Raw genomic sequence first — 25,634 nt, 5'->3', positions numbered from 1 at the left:
CATTCATATCATTAATCCAGAAAATGAGGAACAAATAATCAATAATATATAACAAGAAAATTCGTAAGACTAAATTCCACTTTATTTTTTAAAGTAGAATTTACTTTTACAATTAACCATAGATATAATCTATAAACAAATGTGAATTTGTTTATAGATTTTTTATATTTTGTGCTATAATATATAAAAATATGTCTTGGAGGAGAATTATGAGCGAAAGTAGAATTTGTATTGCTTTAGATTTTCAAACAAAAGATGAAGTGAAAGCATTTCTAGATAAGTTTGAAGATGAAAAACTGTATGTCAAAATTGGAATGGAATTATTTTATGGTGAAGGAATTGAAATGATTAAAATGATCAAAGAAAAAGGACATAAAATTTTTCTTGATTTAAAATTACATGATATTCCTAATACTGTAAAAAGTGCCATGAAGCAATTAGCTAAATTAGATGTTGATATGGTTAATGTTCATGCTTCAGGAAGTATTGCAATGATGAAAGCCGCTATTGAAGGTTTAAATGAAGGATCACAAGGTGGAAAGCGTCCTTTATGTATTGCTGTAACATGTTTAACATCATTAGATCAAAAAGTTTTAGATGATGAATTATTAATTCATGAACCATTAGAAAATGTTGTTTTAAAATGGGCTCAAAATGCAAAAGAAGCTGGATTAGATGGTGTTGTGTGTTCACCATTAGAATCAAAAATTATTCATGAAAATTTAGGAATGGATTTTTTAACAGTCACACCTGGAATTAGACTTGCTAGTGATAGTGTCAATGATCAAAAACGTGTGACAACACCAGCTATGGCAAAAGAATTAACATCAAGTTATATTGTTGTGGGAAGAACAATTACAAATGCTGATGATCCAGTCGCAACATATAAAGAAGTTTATAAAGAATTTCAAGGAGAGTAGAGAATTATGGAAAAAACAATAGCAAAAGATTTATTAGATATTGAAGCAGTCTTTTTAAGACCAAATGAACCATTTACTTGGGCATCTGGAATTAAATCACCTATTTATTGTGATAACCGTTTAACTTTATCATATCCTCATGTGAGAAATGATATTGAACAGGGACTAGCAAATTTAATTAAAGAACATTATCCATCATGTGAATGTTTAATGGGAACAGCAACTGCAGGAATTGCACATGCAGCCTTAGCAGCTGATATATTAGATTTACCAATGGGTTATGTACGTGGTGGAGCGAAATCACATGGGAGAAATAATCGTATTGAAGGATTAGTGAAACCAGGTATGAAAGTTGTTGTGGTTGAAGATTTAATTTCAACTGGTGGTTCATCATTGGAATGCGTTGATGCTTTAAGAGAAGCAGGATGTGAAGTTTTGGGAATGGTTGCGATCTTTACATATGGTTTAGCAGATTCTACAAAGAATTTTGCTGCTAAAGAATGTAGTTTCCATACATTAACAAACTATGATACATTGATTCAGGTTGCAGTGGATCATAAATATATTGAAGCAGCTGATTTAGAAAAACTAAAAGCATGGAAAAAAGATCCTCATGATGAATCTTGGATGAATAAATAAGATTATAAATATTAGATAAAAAGGGGATAAAATGTAATTAAGGTTGCAATTTTCCCCTTTTTAATGTATAACTATAGAGATTATACAAGTCTTTAAGGAGGATATATATGTTTAAAAGTTTGAGATATGTACTAAAAGAAAATTTTACAAACTTATATAGAATATATTCTATTTCAAAATATGAATTATTAGCAGATATGCGTGATTCAAAATTAGGATTGTTTTGGAATTTTGCTAATCCAACTATTCAAGTTTTAACATATTGGTTAGTGTTTGGAATAATAATGACAGGAAGAACCGAACAAGATGGTGTACCATACATATGTTGGCTGCTTGGAGGAATCGTTGTATGGTTTTATATTTCTCCTTGTATTACTAATGGATGTAATGCCATATATTCAAAAATTAATGTTATTACAAAAATGAAATTTCCTGTAAGTATATTACCTGCAACTGTAATTTTAAAAGAATTGTTTAATCATCTATGTTTAATGGTTGTTTTATTGCTTTTATTTATTTTATTTGGATTTTATCCAAATATTCATTGGATAGGTCTCATTTATTACTTATTCTGTGCCGCTATATTTTCTATATCTTTGTCTATGATTACATCAGTTTTAAATATGTTGGCCAGGGATACAAGAAAGTTAATACTGGCATGTATGAGATTACTTATGTATTTAACTCCAATTGTATGGGCCCCTTCAAAATTAGCAAATTATAAATTATTAAAATTTTTAATGCAGTTTAATCCAATAGATTATATTGTACAGGGTTATAGAGACTGTTTCTTTTATCATCAAGGTATTGCTTCTTTTGGAATACAAATTGTTATTTTTTGGGTGATTACATTTGTGTTGCTAGTATGTGGTAGTTATATGATGTATAAATTTAAACATAAATTTATTGATTTGATTTAAGTGAGGTAAATCATGGAAAAAGAATATGCAATAGAGTTTAAACATGTTTCGAAAATATATAGTTTAAAATCAAAAGATAAAAAGAATTCAAATGGTAAAAGATTTTATGCTTTAAAAGATATTAGCTTTAAGATACCACAAGGAGAGGTTGTAGGTATTCTGGGTACTAATGGTTCTGGAAAATCAACTATGTCAGTTATTTTAGCTGGTATTAGTGAAATAGATGAAGGTGAAATGATTGTTAATGGTGAGCAATCTTTAATTGCCATTAATACAGGACTTAACCAGCAATTAACTGGTTTGGAAAATATTGAGTTAAAAGGTGCTCTATTAGGACTAACTAAAAAAAGAATAAAAGAAATTACAGAAGGCGTTATTGAATTTGCAGAGATTGGAGATTTTTTATATCAGCCAGTTAAAAAGTATTCAAGTGGTATGAAATCAAGGCTAGGATTCTCTATTAATTTATGTTTGGATCCAGATATTTTGATTGTTGATGAGGCTTTATCAGTTGGTGATAAGGGATTTGCCCAAAAATGTATTAATAAAATGAAGGAACTTAAAACACAAGGAAAAACTATTGTCTTTATTTCACATTCATTACCGCAGGTAAGAGATTTTTGTGATACAGCTATGTGGATTGAAGGTGGAATGCTAAAAGAATATGGCGATATCGAAGAAGTTTGTAATCATTATGCTGAATATGTTGATTATTATAATTCATTAAGCAATGCTGATAAGAAAAAAGAACGTGATGAAAAATTTGAAAAAAGATTGATACCTACTAAAAAGAAAAACAATATCATAAGAAAACTATTTGGTTAGGAGGATTGACATTTTGTATGAAAATTAAAAAAGGTTTTAATGCTATTTATAGAAATTTAAAGAAATTTTTAAATAATACTTTTTTTCGTGCCAAATTTGTTTTTACAAGATATTATGAGACCAAAGAAATAGATAATCAAAGTATTTTACTACAAAGTTATTCTGGAACAAGTATGACAGGAAATCCATATTATTTATTGGAATATTTATGTAAAAATGAAAAATATCAATCAATGATCAAATATGTGGTTTCGACTAAGAAGAACTATAAGGATATATCACAATATATACAGAACAAAAATTTTAAAAATGTTAAAGTCATTCGTATCCATTCTCGTAAATATTGTAAAGCTTTAGCATGTTCAAAATATCTTATAAATAATGTGGCTTTTCCAACGTATTTTATAAAAAAGGAAGGACAAGTCTATTTAAATACATGGCATGGCACACCTTTGAAAGCTTTAGGAAAAGCAATGACAGAAGATATGCTGACAATTGGAAATGTACAAAGAAATTTTTTTATGTGTGATTATATACTTGCACCTAATCAATTTACTTTGGACATTTTGAGAAAAGATTATATGTTGGATAAGCTATATAAAGGTAAATATTTATTAAATGGATATCCAAGAAATCATATTTTTTATGATGAAGAGTTTCGTACAAAATTAAGAAATCGTCTAGAATTAGATGGAAAAAAAGTCATCGTATATATGCCTACATGGCGTGGGACTCATGCTATAAGAAATGATACAGAACAATTTTATTATATTATGCATATGTTAATAGAATTAGATAAAAATTTAGGAAATGATTATATTGTCTATGTTAAAGAACATAACATGTCAAGTTTAAAAATAGATTTTGAACAATTTGAAAAGATCAAAGAATTCCCTAATGAATATGAGACATATGAATTTTTAAGTATTGCAGATTGTTTGATTACAGATTATTCAAGTGTCATGTTTGATTTTGCTAATACAGGCAAAAAGATTATTTTATATGCATATGATGAAGAAGAATATTTAAAAGATCGTGGAATGTATATTGATTTTCATTCTTTACCATTTGAAAAAGTGTATACATCTCGTGATCTCATTAAATCTTTAAATCAAGTGGATGAGTATAGAAATTATTTTAATGAGATAAGTGATTATATTCACTATGATCAAATAAATACGATTCCAGATATCTTAGGATTAATGATTGAATCTCAATCATCAGAGTTGTTGAATGTCATAGATCTTAAACCAAATCCTGATCATAAACCTAATGTGCTTATTTTTACAGGTGCTTTGTTTAAAAATGGTATTACTTCTGCATTAAAAGGTTTATTAAGTCATATTGATAAAGATAAAAGAAACTATTTTTTAACTTTTACAAAAAATCAAGTTAATCCTAATAAAAAGACCGTTGCTGAATTAGCTCAGGATTTTGATTATATTGTAGAAAGTGGAGAAAAAAACTTTAGAATTAATGAAGTTATTCCATCTTTTTTATATTTTAGATTTAATGTTAATACAAAATATATTCAAAAAAAGATCAAATCATTGTTTAAAAGAGAAGCACAAAGATTATACCCAAATATGAAATTTGATTATATCATTCATTACACGGGTTATGAGAGAAAATATATGAATCTTTTTGCATGTATGGATGGTGTAAAAATGATTTATGTACATAATAATCTTATTAAAGAGAGTGCATCGAAAGATAATATTCACTTACCTTCATTAAGAAAAAGTTATAATGAATTTGATAAAATTGTTATCATTCGTGATTCTATGAAAGAGGAATTATTAGGTTCATTAGGAGAAAATGCTGATTCAAAAGTTTGTCTTGCGCATAATTTAAATAATTATCAAAATATTCAAAATAAGGCAACTATGGATATTGTATTTGATGAAGATACAGAATGTAATATTACTGTTGAAGAGTTAAAAGAGAATCTTTCTAATAAAAATACGATTAAATTCATTAACATTGCACGTTTTTCAAAAGAAAAAGGTTTAGATAATTTAGTAAGGGCATTTGAAAAGTATCATCAAATGAATCCTAACAGTTATCTTACTATTATTGGTGGATATGGACCAACTTATGAGGAAACATTAGATTTGGTTATGTCATCACCTGCTAAAGAAGCTATTGCTATTATTAAATCTATTAGTAATCCATATCCAATATTAAATGCCTCTGATGTGTTTGTTTTATCTTCTCATTATGAAGGATTGCCAATGGTTATCATGGAAGCATTAATTTTAGATAAACCTGTTATTTCGACGAATATTACTGGTCCAAAAGAATTTTTGGAACAGGGTTATGGATATTTAGTAGATGATAGTGTTGAGGGATTAATTGATGGAATGAAGGAGTATGAAAAAACACAACTTACTCTATTAAAATCATTTGATTATGTAGCGTTTAATGAAACAGCTATACAAGAATTTGAAGAATTATTTAAGTAGAAAAAAGAGGAGTAGGGTATTATGGTAGTTCGAAGGATTTTTTCAAGAGATGATACAATGATAGTAAAAGGAGTTACCTTATTATTCCTTTTATTTCACCATTGTTTTTTAAAAGGCAGATTTGAAGAATTTGGTGTCATTTTCTTTCCTTTTCCAGAAAAGTATATGGTTATCTTAGCTGCATTTTTAAAAATATGTGTAGGAATGTTTGTATTCTTAAGTGGTTATGGAATGATACGTTCTTATAATCATCGTCTAAAGAAAAATCCAAATTATACATTGAAAGAATATGTAGTAGATCGATATTTTTCATTATGGAATAAATGGTTTTTTGTTTTTCTATTTTGTCAAATCTTTTGCTTTGTTGCAAGTCGATTACAGTTTAATGTTTATGGTAAAGGAAGTTATTCAATACTATATTTTATTATTGATGCCTTAGGTTTTGCAGATTTTTTTGAAACGCCGTTGCTGATTGCTACATGGTGGTATATGAGTTTGGCATTTTGTATCATATTGATTTTTCCATTGATTGTTGTTATTTATAAAAAAATAGGTGTCTACATTATTCCTCTGACTTTGGTGACTTATAAATTAGTATCAGAGATATATTTCCCATTAGGAAGATGGTTATTTGCGTTTGTTTTAGGAATATATTGTGCGGATCATTTTATATTTGAAAGATTAAAACAAAAGAATATTACAAATAACGTAGCTATTAGTAAATTGATTAAATTCATTATCCTTACACTTCTCTTTATAACTTTCATTCGTTTCCGTCAAGGTAAGGGAAATTATATATATTATAGTTTTAATGATGGATTTATTCCAATGTTTGTTATTTATTATTGTTATGAATTTGTTAATGATATTAAATATCTCAATAACGTTTTAAAGTTCATAGGAGAACATTCAATGAATATATTTTTAACGCATTCATTCATAAGAGCAACTTATTTCGAATATTGGACATACCATTTTCAATATTGGTGGCTTATTATTTTAGTACTTTTGATAGAAAGTATTTTGGTTTCTATAGTTATTGAATGGTTAATAAAAACACTGCATTATGATAAATTGATGTTATCTTTGAAAAAACGAATATTAAGCTTATTTTCTAGAAGAAGGGAAGGAAATTTACAGTGAAGAAAGTTATAACATATGGAACTTTTGATTTATTTCATATTGGACACCTTAACATTTTAAAACGTGCAAAAGAATTAGGAGATTATCTTATTGTAGCTGTAAGCAGTGATGCTTTTAATGAAATTAAGGGGAAAAAATGTGTTATACCTGATTATGAAAGAATGGAAATTGTAAAAGCTATACGATATGTAGATGAAGTTATTTTGGAAGAATCATGGGATCAAAAGGTTGAAGATGTAAAAAAATATAATATTGATACTTTTGTGATGGGTGATGACTGGAAAGGACAATTTGACTTTTTGGAAAAATATTGTAATGTTGTCTATTTACCAAGAACAAAGGGAATAAGTACAACACAACTTAAACAAGGATTGAGTCAAGTCAAATGAGAAAGCTGAATTCTTCACAATTTTTAAAAGCAATCATTTTTAGTTTACTTACTCTATTAGTGACAACATTATCTTCAACAAGTAAATATTTCTTTGATCTATCTACTTTGATTCATTTTAATAACATATGTATTTTTATATTTTTGGCTATTCTTATTTATTTCATGCCAGAAAAAGAAACAACAAAAGCAGAAAACAGATGGATAATGTTTTTTTCAATATTTGTTGTCATATTGAATATATTGGGATCAATATTTCATCAAGAAGGAAGCTTGATGTGGATATTTTCTAGTGTATTTTCAGTTATTATTTATATTATCAAAATTGTTTTTTATAGTTTTGTAACTTATAAAATTATTACGTCTTATTATCGAAAAGTTATTGAGTGGATAAAGAATTTTCATTGTCAATTTTTTCGTAAAAAGAATTTGTTTATTATACTTTTTATTATATTCCTCATTTGTTGGATTCCTTATTTTATCGTATATTGGCCTGGGGTTTTGACACCAGATGCGAATGAATCTTTTGTGCAGTTTTTTGGTGATGCACAATTTAGTTGGACTATTAAGACCATTAAACTTATTGATCCACAAGTTATTCTTAATAATCATCAACCTGTCTTTTATACATTATTTATTGGATTGTTTGCTTATATTGGACGTTTTATCCATCATATGGAATTAGCTCTGTCCTTATATACAATCTTCCAAATGACTATAATGGCTCTGATTTTTTCGTATATGTTCACATATATGAAAAAACAGAATGTACCAGATTTTTATCTCCTTATTGGAGGACTATTTATTGCATTATGTCCTATCGTACCTTATTATATGATAACGTGGACAAAAGATGTTTTGTATACAGGTGTGATGATACTGGCTACAATATTTATCCATAGGATAATTAAAGAAGATTTTAAATTCATTCAAATTTTAAAAACAATTTTTATTTTTTTACTGCTAGCTTTATTACGTAATAATGGATTCTATATTTTGCTTATCAGTTTTATTTTACTTTTTATATTTTTAAGCAAAAAAAGAATTTTATGTATAAAAATTTTTGTTCCTGTTATTGCTATTTATATGGCTATTGTACATATTGGGTTTCCACTATTTCATATTACAGAGGGAAGTCCAAGAGAAATGTATTCTGTTGTTTTTCAGCAATTAGCGAGAACCATTAAAGAAAATGGTGATTCGTGGATGAGTACAGATGAAAAAGAGTGTGTAGAATATGTTTTACAAGTTGATGATGTTAAGGATTTGCCTGAATATTATAATCCTCAACATGCTGACTCTATTAAAGGTAGATATAATGTAGAAACGGATGATGAAATGTTATCAAGATTTTTAAAAGTATGGGCGCATGGATTTATTGAATATCCAGTTACATATTTAGATTCGTTTTTTACCAATACATATCCATATTATTCTTTATATTCTTCGTCTCGTGATTTTAAATTTTATTACAATAATCCAAAATCTGGTGGTAGTAGCAATGAATACTATGTTGATCAACTTAGTATTATGAGATTGCCAAGAAGAGGTGTGGCTAAAATTTATCAGTTTATTTGCAAAGCACCTGTAACATCATTAATAACGACAATGGGATTCTCAGCATTTCTATTATATTTTGGTCTTATACAAATTATGATGAATAAGAAGTATAAGTATTTATTCATATATTTATTTGCAGCACTCAATTATCTTATTAGTTTTTTGGGACCTGTTGCTTATTACAGATATGGTGTACCTTTTGCATTTTTGGTTCCATTGTTATTAGGTTTAACTTTTAAAGAATGTTGGAGGAGTAATAATACCAATGAAAAAATTATTGAATCAAATTCTTAAATTTGGAGTTGTAGGTGGCTTAGCATTTATTATTGATTATGGAATTTTGATATTTTTAACAGAAGTATTTCACATCAATTATTTAATTTCAACAACAATTTCATTTATTGTGTCTGTTATTTTTAATTATATAATGAGTATATTTTGGGTTTTCGATGTTGATGAGAATAAAAATAGAACAACTGTGTTTTCTGTGTTCATTATTTTAAGTGTAATTGGATTGCTTTTAAATGATTTGTTCATGTGGGTATTTGTGGATGGAATGTCTATTCATTACTTGATTGCTAAAATTATTGCAACTCTTCTTGTAATGATTTATAATTTTATAACGAGAAAATTATTTTTAGAAAAGAGGGAGTCAAATGGATAAAATAGCTGTTCTTATACCATGCTATAATGAAAGTATTACTATAAAAAAAGTTGTTGAGGATTATCGTCAAGCGTTACCTGAAGCGACTATATATGTATATGATAATAACTCAACAGACGATACTGCTAAAATTGCTGCTGAGGCAGGAGCAATAGTTAGATATGAGCATCAACAAGGTAAAGGAAATGTTATTAGACGTATGTTTAGAGAAGTCGATGCACAATGTTATTTAATGATTGATGGTGACGATACTTATCCAGCTGAAAATGCAAGAGAAATGGTTGATTGTGTATTAAATCAAAATGCAGATATGGTTGTTGGTGATAGATTGTCATCTACATATTTCAATGAGAATAAAAGAGCATTTCACAATTTTGGAAATTCTATAGTTAGAAAATCTATTAATTTCTTATTTAAAAGTGATATTAAAGATATTATGACAGGTTATAGAGCATTTAGTTATGAGTTTGTAAAAACATTTGCTGTTTTATCTAAAGGTTTTGAAATAGAAACGGAAATGACTATTCATGCAATAGATAAGAATATGTTTGTTAAAAATGTTATTGTTAATTACCGTGATAGACCACAAGGTAGTGAAAGTAAATTAAATACATATTCAGATGGTCTAAAAGTTATATTTATGATTATGAGATTATATCGAACTTATAAGCCATTTGGATTTTTTGGATTAATTGCATTGATTTTAGCTATAATTTCAGCAATATTATTTATTCCAATATTAATTACATATTTTCATATTGGTCTTGTACCAAATTTTCCAACATTAATTGTTAGTGGTTTTATTGCAATTGCTGCTATTATTTCATTTTTCTCAGGACTTATTTTACAAACAATGACTCAAAAGAATAAACAAGATTTTGAAAGTCAATTAAAATATGTATCAGATGTAAAGAAAAAATTGTTAAAACAGTCAGTCTGATTTTATGAACCATGTGATTAAATATGTTCATCATATAACACAATTATATGAAAAGTGTATTTGTTTATAAATAAAGCTAAAGTTTAGCTCGTTACCCAATCATATTGATTGGGTTTTCTTATCTTATTTAAAATGAAACTGTATGTCATAAAATATTTATCTTGCTCTTTTAAAGCAAAATGTTAAAATAATATATAGATTTGGAGGTTTTATCGTTGAATAAATATATGAAATATTATAATAAAACAAGATATTTATCTATATATGAAAAGACACCAATAAAAGAGAAAACTATTTTACTGGAATCACAAAAAGGAAAGAACTTAAATGGAAATATTTTTTATATATTAAAAGAGCTGATGAATAATAAAGAATATGAAAGTTATAAAGTTTTTTTATCAGTAGATGAAAAGTCTGTAAATAAATATACTTTATTATTAAAACAATATTCTCTAAACCCTGAATTAGTAATTGTTGAAAGTGTGAAATATTTTAAAATTTTATCTTCTGCTCAGTATTTGATTACTGATACAAGCTTTATTCCTAATTTTATTAAAAAAGAAGGTCAAATTTTATTGAATGTATGGCATGGCACACCTCTAAAAAATTTAGGTAAAAAAGATCATAGTGGATTTCATGCTATTGGAAACATACAGAAGAACTTTTTTGTTGCAGACTATTTATTATATCCTAATGAATATATGATGAATCACATGATAGAAGATTATATGTTAGAAAATATTTGTGATGCAAAATGTATATTGCATGGGTATCCAAGAAATGATGTTTTTTTTCAATCAAAAAAACAAGAAATTATAGATAAATATCATTTAAATCAAAAAGAAATTATTGCTTATATGCCAACTTGGCGAGGTGTTGTTGGACATATTCAAGATGAAATATCAACTTTAAAAAATATTTTAAGAAAAATTGATCAAAGATTAAACGAACATCAAATTTTGATGGTCAATTTACATCCGTTTATAAATGATGTGATTAATTATGATGAGTTTATTCATATTATGCCATTTCCTAATGAATATGAAACATATGATGTTTTGAATCTCAGTGATCAATTAATAACTGATTATTCTAGTGTATTCTTTGATTATGCAAATACTAGAAATAAAATAATTCTATTTACTTATGATTTGGAAGAATATCAAAGAGATAGAGGGTTATATATAGATTTAGAATCTTTGCCATTTCCAATTGTTAATAATGTTGAGAATTTAGTAAAAGAAATCAATTCTTCAAAAGAATATAATGATGAAGAATTCTTAAAAATGTATTGTCCTTATGATAATGGCATGGCAACATCATCTCTTTTAAAATATATTTTTTATAAAAATGGTAAAATTAATGTGGTACCAGTTTATAATAATCAAAAACAAAATATTCTCATTTATGCTGGGAATTTAGCAAAGAATGGTATTACAACTGCTTTGTTTAATCTTTTAAAAAATGTTGATACACAAAAATATAATTATTATATTACATTTAATTCATCAAGTGTGAAAAATTATAAAGAGACTTTGCTAAATTTACCTGATAATGTACGATATATTCCAATGCTTGGAATGATGAATGCTTCATTATTTCAAAAATGTTTTTTGCTTATGTCAAGAAGAATAAAATCTTTTAAACAATTTGATTTACCCCTCTTTGATTATATATTTAAAAATGAAATAAAAAGATGTTTTGGAAACATTCCTTTTTCACATGTTATTCAGTATAATGGATATGATTTTAAATACGAATTAATGTTTGCAAGATTTAATACAGAACGTATTATCTATGTACACAGTAATATGATTAGTGAAATCAAAGAGCGTCGAAATCAACATCCCCAAGTTTTAAAATATGCTTATAATCATTATGATAAAGTTGCTATAGTGACAGAAGATATGCGTGAACCAACACTCACTTTTTGTCATGATAATAATCGTATTTATGTTGCTAAAAATATTATAGATTATAAAAAAATATTAGATTTTTCTTATAAAGAAATAAGCTTTGATCAAGATACCCAATCCAATATTTCTTTGGAAAAGTTAAACCAAATATTGAATACAGATGATAAAAAATTTGTTACCGTAGGACGTTTTTCATCTGAAAAAGGACATCAAAGATTAATAGAAAGTTTTGATGAACTTTATAAAGAGAAGAAGAATATATATTTAATAATTATTGGTGGTCATGGAGAAATGTTTCAACAAACAATTGATTTTGCTGATACATTAACAAGTAGAGAAAATATCATTATTATAAAATCTGTATCTAATCCATATGCTATTCTAAAAAAATGTGATTATTTTGTCTTATCTTCTTTTTATGAGGGTTTTGGTTTGGTTTTGGCAGAAGCCAATATTTTAGGACTTCCTGTTTTTTCTACAAATATACCTGGTCCTAGAGGATTTATGGAAAAATATAATGGTTTGTTAGTAGATAATTCTAAACAAGGGATTATTGATGGTATGCAACTTATGTTAGATGGTAAAGTTTCGGTTATGGATATTAATTTTGAGGAATACAATCAAGAAGCTATTAAAGAGTTTGAATTATTATTATCTCATGATGAAAAGGTGAAAGAATATGAAAATAATAAATAAGTTGATTTATTTATGGCATAGACAGTCTTATGTGAAGTATTGGAAGAAGTCTTGTGTTAAAGACAATTATATATTTTTAGAATCTCAACAAGGAAAGAATTTAAATGGAAATATTTTCTATATTGCTAAAGAGTTAAATTCTTCATTATATGATAATTATGAAATATATCTTTCTTATTCAAAAGAAAGAAAAGAAGACTTTGTAAACTTGCTAAACAATTATGGTTTAAAAAAGATTCAGTTAGTTGAGTTAGGAAGTAAACAATATTATATCAAATTATCTGCTGCAAAATATATTTTCAATGATACATCATTTTTAACTTTTTTTATTAAAAAGCCTGAACAGATATATGTAAATACATGGCATGGTACACCATTAAAAACTTTAGGAAAAGATGTAAAAAATGATAGGTTTAAGATTGGAAATATTCAAAAAAATTTTTTAACTGCTGATTACATACTTGCACCTAATGATTATACTCAACAAAAATTAACAGAAAGTTATATGTTGAATGAAATATATGATGGAAAATTTTTAAAATGTGGATATCCTAGAAATTCTGTTTTTTTTGATAATGATCGTAGAAATAAAATAAGAGAGCAGTTAGAGTTTGGTAATAAACAAATTATTGCATATATGCCTACATGGAGGGGAATAGTAGGACAAGTTCATAATGAAATTGATTTTATGGAAGATTTATTAAAGAGTATAGATAAGAATTTGAATGATTATCAAGTCATGTATGTAAATCTTCATCCTTTTATGACATCCTATATTGATTTTTCACAATATCAACATATAAAAATGTTTCCAAAGCAGTTTGAAACATATGATTTTTTAAATGTTGCTGATTGTTTAATAACAGATTATTCAAGTGTGTTTTTTGATTTTGCTAATACAAAAAGAAAAATTATTTTATATGTTCCTGATGAAAAAGAATATGTTCATGAAAGAGGACTTTACCTTGATTTACAAGAATTACCTTTTGTAAAAACATACAATGTTAAACAATTAATAAATGAAATCAATAATTCAGATTATTATTCAAATGAATCCTTTATGAAAACATATTGTCATCTTGAATCTTATATGACAACAAGGCAATTATGTCAGCATGTTTTGTTTCAAAATAATTCTATTGTTGAAGTCAAAGCTCAAAAAAATGGAAAGAAAAATGTTCTTATTTTTGCGGGACGTATGGTTAATAATGGAATTACAACTTCATTAATTAACTTATTAAATTATATGGATAGTGAGAAATATAATATTATTATTTCTATGACAGCACATAATGCTAAAGAAGGTGAAAGTTTTATTCATGCTTTGCCAAATTATGTTTCTTATTATCCCCATTCTGGCAAAATGGTTGTATCTTTTTTACAGTTTATATATTTAGGGTTATATTATTTTAGATTGATACCTCGTTATAAGTCCAATAAAATCATGAATCATATTCTTCAATATGAGAAGCAACGTTTGTATAATGGCATGCATGTTGATCATGTTATTAATTTTCGTGGATATGTTTTTTTGAATATTTGGCTTTTTTGCCAATTTCAATGCAAAAAAACAATCTTTGTACATAGTGATATGATTCAAGAAATGAAAAACAAAAATAATCAGCATCCATGGACATTGGAATATGCTTATCAACATTATGATAATGTTGCTGTTGTGAGTGAAGGCATTAAGGATTCCACTATAGCAATTAGCCATAAATCAGATAATATTGTTGTATGTGAAAATATTATTGATTATAAGACAATAGAAAATAAAGGTAAGCAAGAGATGACCTTTGATGATCACTCTGAAATAAGTGTTGATAAACAATTATTTATCCAGAAGATGAATAATTCTTGTTTCACTTTTGTGAATGTTGGGCGTTTTTCTAAAGAAAAAGGTCATTTTAGATTGTTGGAAGCATTTAAACAAGTCCATCAACAATTACCAGATACTCAATTATTAATTATTGGAGGTTATGGAAAATTATATTCTTCGCTTATGAAGAAAATTAATGAATATGGACTGAATGAATGTGTTTTTCTGGTTAAGAATTTATCAAATCCTTTACCATTAGTAAAACAGTGTGACGGTTTTGTTTTATCTTCATTTTATGAAGGATTTGGTTTGGTATTAGCTGAAGCTAATATTTTGAATATTCCAATAATATCAACTGATATTGTAGGGGCAAGAGGTTTTATGAAAAAATATAAAGGATGCATCTATCCAAATAATACGGATGGTATTTATCAAGGAATGCTTGATTTATATCATAGAAAAGTAGAGATCATAGATGTTGATTATCAACAATATAATCAAGAAGCAATAGAGCAGTTTTATTCTTTAATAGATGAAAAATCTAAGTAAAGTAAGATATAATCATTTTGTTATTATAGTAGAAATCAATTAAGGGAGTTGAATATAATGAATAATGTAACGCTTGTCGTCATGGCGGCAGGAATAGGAAGTCGATTTGGTGGAGGAATCAAGCAATTAGAACCAGTAGGACCTAATGGTGAAATCATTATGGATTATTCTATCTATGATGCCTTAGAAGCTGGTTTTAATAAAGTTGTCTTTGTTATTAGAAAAGATTTGGAAAAAGACTTTGATGAAATCATTGGACAGAGAATGAAAAAGAAAGTTCATGTTGAATATGCTTTTCAGGAAGTCGATAACATTCCTGAAGAATATAAAGATAAGTTTGCAGGACGTACAAAACCTTGGGGTACAGGACAGGCCATTCTGGCATGTCAAGGATTAGTCAATGAACCATTTTTAGTGATCAATGCAGATGATTATTATGGAAAGGAAGCTTATAAAAAAGCATATCAATATCTAACAGAAAAACATCCAAAGAATCCAATGCCAATATGCATGGTAGGTTTTATCTTAAAGAATACACTCAGTGATAATGGAGGAGTGACAAGAGGAATCTGCCAGATTGCAAATGATAAGCTGATAGATATTGTGGAAACACATAATATAGAAAAAATTAATGGAAAAGCAGTTGTAGAAGGAAAAGAGATAGATCTCAATTCAGCAGTATCTATGAATATGTGGGGATTATATCCAGAGTTCATAGAAATGCTAGAACAGGGATTCAATGATTTCTTAAAAGAAACACCATCAGATAACTTGAAAGCAGAATATCTGTTACCAACAATCATAGGAGATATGTTACATAACAATGAAGCAGAAGTCACAGCATTAAAATCACATGATGAATGGTTTGGAGTGACATATAAAGAAGATAAAGATTATGTAAAAGAAAATATCCAGTTATTAGTAGAAAAGGGAGTATATCCTCAAAAACTATAAATAATCTTATTTTTCGAAGAATGAAAAAAATGTGTAAGTTACAAGCGTATAGCTCGACTTACACATTTTTACATAATCAATCTTTTTTTATTTGATTTCTAAAAGTTTTTTAATAATTTGTAATGTTACTTTCTAAATCAATTATAAATACTGTATTACCATCAATAGCCTGCATAACTTTCTTCATCTGAGAAGTTGGAATTGCTACACATCCTCCTGTGTAATGGATACTATTTGCACAATGAAGGAAAAATGCAAACCCTTTTCCTTTTATATTAGATGTATTATAGCTAAAGGCTGCAGCATACTTATACGAAGAAGAATAATCAATTAAATGTTCATCATTTTTCTTGCTGCAATGATGTTCAGTAACATCTTCATCTACAAATTGATTGTATAATGTTTCTCCACACCAGTAATCATTACTATCAATTTGATGATAAGCTAGATTTGTCCCTGGATTTGGAGATATTCCCATTAATTTTGTAAATGTATACTGGCCAATAGGTGTTTTTGTACTACTTTCACTTCCTGTCCCTACTCCAGCCTTACCAAAGTGAGCAGTTGTCTTCATAACCTCTTTCCAATCTCCATTAACTTTTTGATAATAAGTAAATGTTCCTTGACGAGATGAGCTAGATGGTGCTGATGCGATCATAATTTTAGAATAGTTTTTAGCAACATTTAAATTTGATATCCAGTGTTTCTGTGATGATGAACTAGAATTTCCTGAATTATGGGATGAGTTGTCACTATTATTTCCAGAACTACTAGAAGATCCATTGTTTTGACTTGTAGAGTTAGATGATTGATTTCCTTTTGTGCTTGTTTTATGAGAAGTATTTGAGCTTCCAGATGTCTTTGATGTTTTGCTGGATGGAGTATTTTTTGTAGTGGATGAATTTTCAGTATTCGTTTTTGTTTCTTTCTTTTTGATAGTTAACTTAACTTCTTTCTCAGTTGAATTATTTGATTTATCAGTTGCTTTTACTTTAACGATATAATCTCCAGCTTTAGTATAGTCAATTTGACTATCATTAATTGTTATTTTAACTTCAGATAAATCTTGAACTTTAAAAATTTTTGTATCTATTTTCTTTCCGTTTTCAATAGTTACAGTTGTATTTTTATCTGTAAATACTGGAGCTGTTGTATCTTGTACATTGACTGTTACTTTTTCTTGCATTTTCTCATTAACAAGTTTTAGTTCATATTGCCCAATTGCTGGATATGTCTTTCCTTTTTCATTTTCTGGTATACCTGAGATTTCTGTATTTTTCATAAATTCATCACTGTTGCCCAAATAATTTTTCACATCTGTAGGAATATTCTCACCATATTCCACATTAAATTCTTTTACTTTTAAAGTCATTTCTTCCTTTTGGCAACCAGTCATGACAAATGTCATCATGATTGCTGTTCCTATCTGTATTATTTTTTTCATACTTTTCCTCCTTCATTGGTATCACATTCCCATTCTTTAGGATACTCATCTCATAGTGTTTTTGTCAATACTATTTGAGTAGAAAGTTGGAAATATCTTTACATTTATATCTATATAGTGTGAATTGATACCACGGTAAGCTAATAGCTATTAAAGTGTATTATGGGATAAAATGATGCTTTTTCATTAACGTTCTTTATGAGTTATGTTATTGGATGTGATGGCATTTATACATTATTATTAAATGAAAATTTTTATTAGTAACGAATCCAATAAATATTGAAATGAAAATTTTTAATATTCATATAAAAACCAAAATGAGATACTTAATGACATTGATTTGTTGATATCCTCTTTTTTAATGCACAAAAAGATGTTAAAATAGAGCCATAGGAGATTGAATATGGGATTACAGAAGATTATTTTAAATATAGTATTAAAAATTGAAGTTTTTTTTATTTCATTTTTTAAGATTCACAATAACAGAATCACTTTTATATCTTTAGAAGATGATCATTTGACATCTGATTTTTTAAAGATTTATCAACAATTGCCACTAGAAAAATATGATGTGCGTTTATGTCTCATTCATTACAAGAAGAATTTAGGGGGACAGTTTTTATATTTTATCAATTGTATGAAACAATTGTATTATGTATATACATCAAAAATTATTTTTTTACATGATAATAACTATGTGGTTTCACATTTTAAAAGAAGCGGGGTACAAGTGATTCAGGTATGGCATGCTTGTGGAGCTATAAAGAAATTTGGTAATGTGATTGAACGTCAGTATCCTATTTCTAATTATGACTATGTTTTAACAACTTCATCTTATTGGAAGGAAGCATATAGTCAAGCATTTAGTGTTCAACAAGAACAAGTCTTGCCTGTGGGAATGCCAAGAACTGATGAATTATTTCATCAACAATGGATTGATGAAACGAAAGAAAAACTTTATCAAAAATATCCAATGCTGAAAAATAAGAAGATTATTTTGTATGCACCGACTTTTAGAGGGAATATATATAAAGGATTTTCAGCGATTCATTTTGATGCTCAAAAAGTGATGAATCAGTTAAGTGATGATTTTGTGCTGATATATAAATTTCATCCTTTAATGGGAAATTATCATTTACAAAAAGATAATCGTATTTTGAATATGAATCATGAAGATACACATGAATTATTTTGTATAAGTGATTATTTGATTTCGGATTATTCATCTATTGTTTTTGATTTTATGATTTTAAAGAAACCGATGCTTTTCTATATTCCTGATTATGAGCAGTATTGTCAAGATTTAGGGGTATTTGTAGATGTGAGGGATTTAGGTTATCCAGTTTGTTATTGTGAAGAAGACGTTGTACAGTCATTACAAACTTATCATGTTGATGAAGATCTGCTTCAAAAAATGAAGAATCAGTTTTTTGAAATTCAGGATGGTCATAGTACATTACGTGTTGTAGAACTGGTGGAAAAATTATGTGAAATGGAGAATGATAACAATGAGTAAAATAGCAATTATTGGAACTGGAACATGGGGAATAGCGCTTGCAAACATGTTAAGTGAAAAACATTGTGTGAAAGCATGGTCAGCGATTCCTGAAGAAATTGAATATATTCAAAAAAATCATAAACATCCTAAATTAAAAGATGCAATCATTTCTTCATCTATACAATTGTCCTGTGATTTATCGGATACTTTAGATGATGTAGAAGTTATTGTTATGGCTGTTCCATCTATTTTTGTAAGAGAAACAACGAGAAAAATAATTCCATACTTAAAACCTGAACATATTATTGTTGATGTCGCAAAAGGAATGGAAGCTCAAACATTAATGACAATGTCAGAAATCATTTATTCTGAAATTCAAGATCAGATGGATTTTGAATATGGTCATATTGTTGCTTTATCTGGACCCACTCATGCAGAAGAAGTTTCAATAGGTTTACCATCTACTATTGTATCAGCTTCAGTAGATGAATTGGTTGCCCAAAAGGTTCAGGATATATTTACGAGTTCTTTTATGCGTGTTTATACAAATAAAGATATTAAAGGTGTAGAAGTTTGTGGTTCTATGAAAAATATTATCGCTTTAGCAGCTGGTATTTCTCATGGTTTAGGTTATGGAGATAATGCGATTGCAGCTTTAGTGACAAGAGGAATTCATGAAATATCACGTTTAGGAATTGCTATGGGATGTTCTATTCATACTTTCTATGGACTGGCAGGGTTAGGTGATTTAGTTGTCACATGTACAAGTCAAAATAGTCGTAATAATCAATGTGGAACATATATTGGCCAAGGATATGAAGTGAATGAAGCCATTAAAAAAGTAGGAATGGTTGTTGAAGGAATTAATGCGTTAGATGCTGCCAATCTTTTAAGTGCTCGTTATCATGTTGAATTGCCAATCATTAGAGCGGTATATGATGTTGTGAAATTTGGTTTGGAACCACAATTATCGGTTCAAAGATTATTCCAGAGAAAAAGTAAATCTGAAATTCCTTTTTCAATATTAGAACTTGTTCATGAAAATAGAGAAATGAAAAATCAAAGGGGTGTAAAAATGAAAAGAGTCATTACATATGGAACATTTGATCTTTTGCATTATGGACATATCAATTTATTAAGACGTGCAAAAGCTTTAGGTGATTATCTTATTGTTGCTTTATCAACAGATGAATTTGTTAAATTACAAAAGCATAAAGAGTGTTATTTTAGTTATGCCGAGAGAAAATCTTTACTAGAGGCTATGAGATATGTTGATCTTGTTATACCTGAAGAAAACTGGGATCAAAAGAAGGAAGACTGTCAGCAGTATCATATTGATGTTTTTGTAATGGGTGACGATTGGGAAGGACAGTTTGATTATTTACGTGATCAAGGTGTTGAAGTCGTTTATTTGCCTAGAACGCCTGAAATTTCAACATCGCGTATAAAAAAAGATTTACATGAATAAAATGCATGAACATTGATGTTATAAAGTTAAAAAGTTCACTGATAGTGGACTTTTTATATATCATTATGTTTTTATCTTTTGTTCTAAATTCTTTTTCTATTCATATATTAGTTGTATGATAGGAGGACATTATGAATAGGGGAGAAATTTATTATGCAGATTTATCGCCAGTTATAGGAAGTGAGCAAGGTGGATATAGACCCGTATTAATCTTACAAAACAATAAAGGAAATAAATATTCGACGACGGTGATTGTAGCACCTATTTCTTCAAGAATGACAAAAAATGATTTACCAACACATGTGATTATTGAAACACCATTTTTAGAAAAGAAATCAGTCATCTTGTTAGAACAGATACGAACAATTGATAAAAAAAGAATAGATGAACGTTTAGGAGTCTTGTCAGAATCCTTGATGGATAAAGTAAATTCGGCCATTAAAACAAGTTTAGACATTAAATAAGAGATATGATATAATGGTTGCAATTAAGGAGTGATATAGATGAATATTAGAAAGATTAAAGAAAGAGCCAATCAACTGTTGAGTGTTGATAAGCAACAATATATACGTATTCTTATGATATTAGTATTGTTGGAATTGATTCCAACTTTATTTAGTACAGGACATGATATATTATCACGCATAATTTATATCATAATAAGTCTTGCTTTTATTGCTGTTTCACATGGATATGTTGTCAGTTCATTAAAAATGGTTAGAAATCAATCTTCATTATTATCTGATGATGATGCTCTTGTAGGGTTTAAAAGATTTAAAGGATTGTTTTCTACATATTTATTGAATAACATTGTTTTATTTTTTATTACTTTTGCTGCTATGTTTATTTTAATGATGATTTTTGGTGCTTTTTTATCAGGAATTCAATTAGATAGTTTTGCTAATGAAATATCATTATCAGGAAATTATACACAAGTATTATTGAGTATTTTCAGTCAATCACCATCACTTTTAGCTGCATTTATATTGTTTTATATGCTTATGATTGTTATTGTGTTTGTGATATCTTCTTATTTGTTTGCAGTTCCATATTTACTTGAAAGATATCAAATGACAAATTTAATGGCTATTAAAGAATCTTATCGTTTTATGAAAGGACATATTTTTGATTATATTAAATTAAATCTTTCATTTTTAGGATGGATTCTTGGATTGATGATTATTCAAATGGGATTAAATCGATTATTGATGTTTTTACCTATTTTAGGCGCTTTAATAAGTGCTATTATTACAGGTATTATTGGGGTTTATACTTATTTACCACGTTATCAATTATCAAAAGCTATTTTCTTTGAAGAATTAGCATATTATCGTTATGATCATCATCAGACATACGGTGGAGATGAAAATCATGTTTAATCAACATTTTAGTAGAAGAGTGCCAACTCAAGTGAAATGGATGTTTATTTTAGTGATTCTACCACTTTATATGTATTGTGGTTCATTGATTTTGAGTGCTCTGTTTAAATTTATTATTTTACAATTTCATATTCAGTTTGATTATAATCAATTAAATGCTTATTTAAATCTTATTTTTGATTTGATCTTATTGGTTTTAGCTGGCTGGTTATTGAAAGATAGTATGATTGAACAGTTTAAAGATTTTAAGAAAAATATCAAAAACAATTTGTTTTATGGTTGTATTGTAGGTGTTTTATTGATTTATGTTTGTCAAATTATTGGTGGATTGCTGACACTGGCATTAGGTGGAAATCAGACAAGTGAAAATCAGCAGTTAATTGAATCTATCACAACTTCCTATCCAGTGATTATGATTTTTGTATCATGTATATTGGCACCTATTGTGGAAGAAATGTTATTTAGAGGGATTGTTTTTGGATGGATTTATGAATGGAATCCAAAGATGGCACATTTGATTTCAGCCTTTATATTTGGTTTTATTCATATTATGTCAGCTGTTTTTGCAGGCAATCTTTTAGAATGGGTACAAATTTTTTCTTATGGATTGATGGGATTTGCATTAAGTTATTTATATGAAAAACAAAATAATATATATGTTCCTATTTTATCGCATATGATGAATAATATCATTTCGATGTGTTTAGTGTTATTGTAGTGTTAAGGTTTTTGAAAAGTCAAAAACCTTTTTTCATACAAAAAAAGCAACCCCCAAAGGGTTGCCTACATCAAATAAATAAGAATTCCAATGCTGATTCCTAAAATCATACCACAAATAACATCACTCAAAAAATGGACAAATAAATAAATTCTAGATAAACCAATAAAAAAGGCAAAAAGATAAGCAAACAGACCATATGTAGGGAAAAAAAGAAAAAGAATAGTGCTGCATGCAAAAGAAGAGGTTGTGTGGCTAGAAGGAAATGATGAGTCATTTGGAGTTGGAACAAGTAATTGAACTTCGGGATACAGATGACATGGACGTTTTCTTTTGATAAGAGATTTGATAGAAATTTGTCCAATAAGCGCAGAAACAATCAATGCCATCAGCATATGAATAGACATGGAACGGGCTGCAGGAATTACATTGGTTAATAAAATAATAATAAGCCATATAATACCAAAATCACCACATGAACTGATGAACTTCATAATGCGGTTAAGTACATGATGGTGATACAAACTGATCATGAAAAAAGATACACGTAAATCCAAACGATGGATTTGATTAAGAATAGTCTTCATTATTGGAATCTCTCCTTAAAATATAAATAATGATTTTGATAAAACTAATAAGAATAATCTGAAAAATAAAAATATTGAAAAGTTGAACACCATCTAAAGAAAACATCTGATTATGCATAAGGTAATCCTGGTAGGATGGTATCATAGGTATAATAGTATGCAAACTGTTAAAGAATACCTTAAAGCAAGCCTCTATTATACTATAATATCCTTGAAATAGAAGAGCTAAAATATGGAAGAACCCCTGATCATTTTCAAATTGAGGAATAAAAGCAATATAAACAATAATTCCTACAAAAATAATCAAAAATGAAGTTGCAACAATATAAATAAAATTAAAAACAAGATTTAACCACGAAAAAGATGTATCACTATCTTCTTCATCATCTGTGATATCAATTTGAGATTCATCTGTTTGTTCTTCATGAATAACAGGAGAATGATTTTTATAATTGATTTGTGAAAGTAGAGCAGTGAGTTCCTCTTCTTCCTGTTTATTTAATGAAGAAAAAGTTTGTTTTTTTGTAGATGAAGTGTCTTCTTCTTTTTTCTCTTGAGGTGTAGATTCCTGAAAGAAATCTTTTTGTTCATTTTCATCATCAAATTGAAATGTTTTTCTAGGACGTGTCTTTTGCATATAGACACTCCCATCCTTAACAACAGGTTCATTAAGATGGGATAAATGATATGCATAGGTTTGATTCACAATTTGATTTAACTGTGAATCATCAGGATAGTCCTTTTGCCATTTATCTTTGACTTGTTCTAATTCTTGCTTAGACATATGTTTATGCATTCCAAGCAAAGCAGAATACATATCCATTTCATTATAACGATCAAATAAAAGCACATTTAAAACTTCAAAAAGATTATGACAGGTCTGATAAGACGTTTCTTTTTCATATGTTCCAGCTGGTTTTAAATCTTCACAGAAAATGACATTCATATGTAATTGACAACTTGCTTTATTAAGAGCTTCAAAAGAAGAAATGACTAAAGTGTTTTCAGGTTTGATATGAAAATGTTCAGTTATATTTTCAAGAATTTCCGTGGCAGGAAGAGGCATGCTGACCATATCACTACCAATAATATAATGAACTTTCTGATCAAGATGACACATAGAAAGATATGTTTTGGCATCTTTTTGACGATGAGTAGACATAATTGCAATAGGAATATTTTTTTGGTGTAGATATTCAATCAATTCTAACAGCCCATCTTTTGGTTTTAAACCTTTATATGTCAAATATTGCATCATTTCTCTTTCAATTTTTGCATTAAAAAGTCCTTCACTCATGATTGTTTGGATAGGACAGTCTTTGTACATATCATACATGTTAGAAAGATGATGATAAAAATTATCTAGAGAATAGCTAAGATGATGACTCTCGCAGAAATGATGTGTATAGTTGTATCTATATCTATTTAAGTTAAAAACAGTTCCATCTAATGGAAGAATAGCAAGCTGAATATTTTGAATAGATTGTTTATACATCATATCACCACCTTTATGCTTAACATTATATCAAATATTATGTAAATATTCCATTTAAATATCTTGATTTTTCTTAAAGTTTAGTGTATTATATATTCGTTAATCATCTCTCCGTAGCTCAGCTGGCAGAGCATCTGACTCTTAATCAGAGGGTCCACGGTTCGATCCCGTGCGGGGAGACCAGTAGAAAATAAAAGTCTGCATGTTATTGTGGACTTTTTTATTTATATTTTACATAAAATTAATATAAATTTCATATCGAAATGATTTTTATATATGTTATTTTTGTTAGAATGATAGTGGCTATTGTGTAAGTCATCTTAGTGTCAGTTCTGTTTATGCAATAGTTGAAATAAAGGTATACCTTATTTCGAATAATTCTCACTATCTCATGTTGTCAAAACCAATCTCTTAACACACAAAGACAACACATAAAAAATCAGATTTGTTCTGATTTTTTATTTTTTTATTTGATTGTATTTACAATAAGAGAAAAGAGGTTTAAACTTATAGTTAGCGATATTTAACTATGAAATAGGCGAAGTCTAGAAGACCTCGCCCCTTCCCGAACCGTACGGGCACCTTTCAATGCATACGGCTCTCCATTTCTAAGTGAGTTTTCGTTTTGCGATTTGATTGTATTCTAA

21 protein-coding genes, 1 tRNA gene and 1 pseudogene are annotated in these 25,634 nt (G+C 27.9%); 20 read left to right on the top strand and 3 right to left on the bottom strand.

Annotated elements, in window-relative coordinates; translation table 11 throughout:
* Window positions 1-209 precede the first annotated feature (209 nt).
* The 13 genes from pyrF to B5E87_RS12860 all read left to right on the top strand — a co-directional run bounded on the left by pyrF (window position 210) and on the right by B5E87_RS12860 (window position 16,398).
* Window positions 210-920, top strand: coding sequence for an orotidine-5'-phosphate decarboxylase (gene pyrF, locus B5E87_RS12920; protein ID WP_087245479.1), 711 nt, complete (start codon window positions 210-212; stop codon window positions 918-920).
* A gap of 6 nt (window positions 921-926) precedes the next feature.
* Window positions 927-1,559: an orotate phosphoribosyltransferase gene (gene pyrE, locus B5E87_RS12915; RefSeq protein ID WP_087245477.1), complete on the top strand. Its 633-nt coding sequence runs from the start codon at window positions 927-929 to the stop codon at window positions 1,557-1,559.
* Between the two features lie 107 nt (window positions 1,560-1,666).
* The gene (locus B5E87_RS12910) at window positions 1,667-2,479 is read left to right on the top strand and encodes an ABC transporter permease (protein WP_087245475.1); all 813 of its coding nucleotides are present in this window, start codon (window positions 1,667-1,669) and stop codon (window positions 2,477-2,479) included.
* 12 nt (window positions 2,480-2,491) lie between these two features.
* Window positions 2,492-3,304: an ABC transporter ATP-binding protein gene (locus tag B5E87_RS12905; protein ID WP_087245473.1), complete on the top strand. Its 813-nt coding sequence runs from the start codon at window positions 2,492-2,494 to the stop codon at window positions 3,302-3,304.
* Between the two features lie 17 nt (window positions 3,305-3,321).
* On the top strand, window positions 3,322-5,769 hold the full coding sequence (locus B5E87_RS12900) for a glycosyltransferase (protein WP_087245471.1): 2,448 nt from the start codon (window positions 3,322-3,324) through the stop codon (window positions 5,767-5,769).
* Between the two features lie 57 nt (window positions 5,770-5,826).
* Complete coding sequence (locus B5E87_RS12895) at window positions 5,827-6,912, top strand: acyltransferase family protein (RefSeq protein ID WP_158095619.1); 1,086 nt, start codon at window positions 5,827-5,829, stop codon at window positions 6,910-6,912.
* Window positions 6,909-7,301, top strand: coding sequence for a glycerol-3-phosphate cytidylyltransferase (tagD, locus tag B5E87_RS12890; RefSeq protein ID WP_087245467.1), 393 nt, complete (start codon window positions 6,909-6,911; stop codon window positions 7,299-7,301). The genes B5E87_RS12895 and tagD (B5E87_RS12890) overlap by 4 nt, the downstream gene beginning before the upstream one ends.
* A complete protein-coding gene (locus B5E87_RS12885; protein WP_087245465.1) occupies window positions 7,298-9,154 on the top strand; it encodes a DUF6020 family protein in 1,857 nt (618 codons plus the stop codon). The genes tagD (B5E87_RS12890) and B5E87_RS12885 overlap by 4 nt, the downstream gene beginning before the upstream one ends.
* Window positions 9,126-9,524, top strand: a complete 399-nt coding sequence (locus B5E87_RS12880) for a GtrA family protein (RefSeq protein ID WP_087245463.1) — start codon at window positions 9,126-9,128, stop codon at window positions 9,522-9,524. The genes B5E87_RS12885 and B5E87_RS12880 overlap by 29 nt, the downstream gene beginning before the upstream one ends.
* Window positions 9,517-10,464, top strand: coding sequence for a glycosyltransferase family 2 protein (locus tag B5E87_RS12875; protein WP_087245461.1), 948 nt, complete (start codon window positions 9,517-9,519; stop codon window positions 10,462-10,464). Before B5E87_RS12880 ends, B5E87_RS12875 begins: the two co-directional genes overlap by 8 nt.
* Window positions 10,465-10,679: 215 nt before the next feature.
* Entirely contained in the window at window positions 10,680-13,076 is a 2,397-nt protein-coding gene (locus B5E87_RS12870; protein ID WP_087245459.1) for a CDP-glycerol glycerophosphotransferase family protein, read from the top strand.
* Window positions 13,060-15,444 carry a glycosyltransferase gene (locus tag B5E87_RS12865; RefSeq protein ID WP_087245457.1) on the top strand — a complete coding sequence of 795 codons (2,385 nt, stop codon included), beginning with the start codon at window positions 13,060-13,062 and terminating at the stop codon, window positions 15,442-15,444. The genes B5E87_RS12870 and B5E87_RS12865 overlap by 17 nt, the downstream gene beginning before the upstream one ends.
* Before the next feature lie 57 nt (window positions 15,445-15,501).
* Window positions 15,502-16,398 carry a nucleotidyltransferase family protein gene (locus B5E87_RS12860; RefSeq protein ID WP_087245455.1) on the top strand — a complete coding sequence of 299 codons (897 nt, stop codon included), beginning with the start codon at window positions 15,502-15,504 and terminating at the stop codon, window positions 16,396-16,398.
* 109 nt (window positions 16,399-16,507) lie between these two features.
* On the opposite strand, the gene B5E87_RS12855 is transcribed toward B5E87_RS12860, so the two are convergent.
* Window positions 16,508-17,842, bottom strand: a complete 1,335-nt coding sequence (locus B5E87_RS12855; RefSeq protein ID WP_087245452.1) for a hypothetical protein — start codon at window positions 17,840-17,842, stop codon at window positions 16,508-16,510.
* Window positions 17,843-18,245: 403 nt separating this feature from the next.
* Here B5E87_RS12855 and B5E87_RS12850 point away from each other — a divergent pair, with 403 nt between their 5' ends.
* The 6 genes and pseudogenes from B5E87_RS12850 to B5E87_RS12830 all read left to right on the top strand — a co-directional run bounded on the left by B5E87_RS12850 (window position 18,246) and on the right by B5E87_RS12830 (window position 22,905).
* Entirely contained in the window at window positions 18,246-19,358 is a 1,113-nt protein-coding gene (locus B5E87_RS12850) for a CDP-glycerol glycerophosphotransferase family protein (RefSeq protein ID WP_087245450.1), read from the top strand.
* Window positions 19,342-20,337, top strand: a pseudogene (locus B5E87_RS15490) (NAD(P)H-dependent glycerol-3-phosphate dehydrogenase); the annotation flags it as partial. The gene B5E87_RS12850 and the pseudogene B5E87_RS15490, both read left to right, overlap by 17 nt.
* Before the next feature lie 78 nt (window positions 20,338-20,415).
* The gene (gene tagD / locus B5E87_RS15485; protein WP_224762513.1) at window positions 20,416-20,808 is read left to right on the top strand and encodes a glycerol-3-phosphate cytidylyltransferase; all 393 of its coding nucleotides are present in this window, start codon (window positions 20,416-20,418) and stop codon (window positions 20,806-20,808) included.
* A gap of 131 nt (window positions 20,809-20,939) precedes the next feature.
* Entirely contained in the window at window positions 20,940-21,272 is a 333-nt protein-coding gene (locus B5E87_RS12840; protein WP_087245446.1) for a type II toxin-antitoxin system PemK/MazF family toxin, read from the top strand.
* A 39-nt stretch (window positions 21,273-21,311) separates the two neighbouring features.
* Complete coding sequence (locus B5E87_RS12835; RefSeq protein ID WP_087245444.1) at window positions 21,312-22,187, top strand: DUF975 family protein; 876 nt, start codon at window positions 21,312-21,314, stop codon at window positions 22,185-22,187.
* The gene (locus B5E87_RS12830; RefSeq protein ID WP_087245442.1) at window positions 22,180-22,905 is read left to right on the top strand and encodes a CPBP family intramembrane glutamic endopeptidase; all 726 of its coding nucleotides are present in this window, start codon (window positions 22,180-22,182) and stop codon (window positions 22,903-22,905) included. Before B5E87_RS12835 ends, B5E87_RS12830 begins: the two co-directional genes overlap by 8 nt.
* Window positions 22,906-22,970: 65 nt before the next feature.
* Here the strand turns inward: B5E87_RS12830 and B5E87_RS12825 are convergent, their stop codons facing one another.
* Entirely contained in the window at window positions 22,971-23,492 is a 522-nt protein-coding gene (locus tag B5E87_RS12825; RefSeq protein WP_087245440.1) for a phosphatase PAP2 family protein, read from the bottom strand.
* Complete coding sequence (locus tag B5E87_RS12820; protein WP_241147183.1) at window positions 23,476-24,990, bottom strand: HAD hydrolase-like protein; 1,515 nt, start codon at window positions 24,988-24,990, stop codon at window positions 23,476-23,478. The genes B5E87_RS12825 and B5E87_RS12820 overlap by 17 nt, the downstream gene beginning before the upstream one ends.
* A gap of 104 nt (window positions 24,991-25,094) precedes the next feature.
* Between B5E87_RS12820 and B5E87_RS12815 the strand changes: the two genes are divergently transcribed.
* Window positions 25,095-25,170: transfer RNA gene (locus B5E87_RS12815), tRNA-Lys, on the top strand.
* Window positions 25,171-25,634: the final 464 nt, after the last annotated feature.

The organism is Massilimicrobiota sp. An142 (assembly GCF_002160725.1).
GTDB lineage: Bacteria > Bacillota_I > Bacilli_A > Erysipelotrichales > Coprobacillaceae > Allocoprobacillus > Allocoprobacillus merdigallinarum.
The sequence above is the reverse complement of the archived record's forward strand: the minus strand, read 5'-3'. Positions and strand labels throughout refer to the sequence as shown.

What these genes read in the sequence shown, in the direction of transcription:
- B5E87_RS12820 (WP_241147183.1), bottom strand. Translation starts at nt 24,990, where the DNA reads ATGATGTATAAACAATCTATTCAAAATATTCAGCTTGCTATTCTTCCA.
- B5E87_RS12885 (WP_087245465.1), top strand. Translation starts at nt 7,298, where the DNA reads ATGAGAAAGCTGAATTCTTCACAATTTTTAAAAGCAATCATTTTTAGT.
- B5E87_RS12895 (WP_158095619.1), top strand. Translation starts at nt 5,827, where the DNA reads ATGATAGTAAAAGGAGTTACCTTATTATTCCTTTTATTTCACCATTGT.
- pyrF (WP_087245479.1), top strand. Translation starts at nt 210, where the DNA reads ATGAGCGAAAGTAGAATTTGTATTGCTTTAGATTTTCAAACAAAAGAT.
- B5E87_RS12880 (WP_087245463.1), top strand. Translation starts at nt 9,126, where the DNA reads ATGAAAAAATTATTGAATCAAATTCTTAAATTTGGAGTTGTAGGTGGC.
- B5E87_RS12860 (WP_087245455.1), top strand. Translation starts at nt 15,502, where the DNA reads ATGAATAATGTAACGCTTGTCGTCATGGCGGCAGGAATAGGAAGTCGA.
- B5E87_RS12835 (WP_087245444.1), top strand. Translation starts at nt 21,312, where the DNA reads ATGAATATTAGAAAGATTAAAGAAAGAGCCAATCAACTGTTGAGTGTT.
- B5E87_RS12865 (WP_087245457.1), top strand. Translation starts at nt 13,060, where the DNA reads ATGAAAATAATAAATAAGTTGATTTATTTATGGCATAGACAGTCTTAT.
- B5E87_RS12825 (WP_087245440.1), bottom strand. Translation starts at nt 23,492, where the DNA reads ATGAAGACTATTCTTAATCAAATCCATCGTTTGGATTTACGTGTATCT.
- tagD (WP_224762513.1), top strand. Translation starts at nt 20,416, where the DNA reads ATGAAAAGAGTCATTACATATGGAACATTTGATCTTTTGCATTATGGA.
- B5E87_RS12830 (WP_087245442.1), top strand. Translation starts at nt 22,180, where the DNA reads ATGTTTAATCAACATTTTAGTAGAAGAGTGCCAACTCAAGTGAAATGG.
- B5E87_RS12855 (WP_087245452.1), bottom strand. Translation starts at nt 17,842, where the DNA reads ATGAAAAAAATAATACAGATAGGAACAGCAATCATGATGACATTTGTC.
- B5E87_RS12910 (WP_087245475.1), top strand. Translation starts at nt 1,667, where the DNA reads ATGTTTAAAAGTTTGAGATATGTACTAAAAGAAAATTTTACAAACTTA.
- B5E87_RS12875 (WP_087245461.1), top strand. Translation starts at nt 9,517, where the DNA reads ATGGATAAAATAGCTGTTCTTATACCATGCTATAATGAAAGTATTACT.
- B5E87_RS12840 (WP_087245446.1), top strand. Translation starts at nt 20,940, where the DNA reads ATGAATAGGGGAGAAATTTATTATGCAGATTTATCGCCAGTTATAGGA.
- B5E87_RS12905 (WP_087245473.1), top strand. Translation starts at nt 2,492, where the DNA reads ATGGAAAAAGAATATGCAATAGAGTTTAAACATGTTTCGAAAATATAT.
- B5E87_RS12900 (WP_087245471.1), top strand. Translation starts at nt 3,322, where the DNA reads ATGAAAATTAAAAAAGGTTTTAATGCTATTTATAGAAATTTAAAGAAA.
- B5E87_RS12850 (WP_087245450.1), top strand. Translation starts at nt 18,246, where the DNA reads ATGGGATTACAGAAGATTATTTTAAATATAGTATTAAAAATTGAAGTT.
- pyrE (WP_087245477.1), top strand. Translation starts at nt 927, where the DNA reads ATGGAAAAAACAATAGCAAAAGATTTATTAGATATTGAAGCAGTCTTT.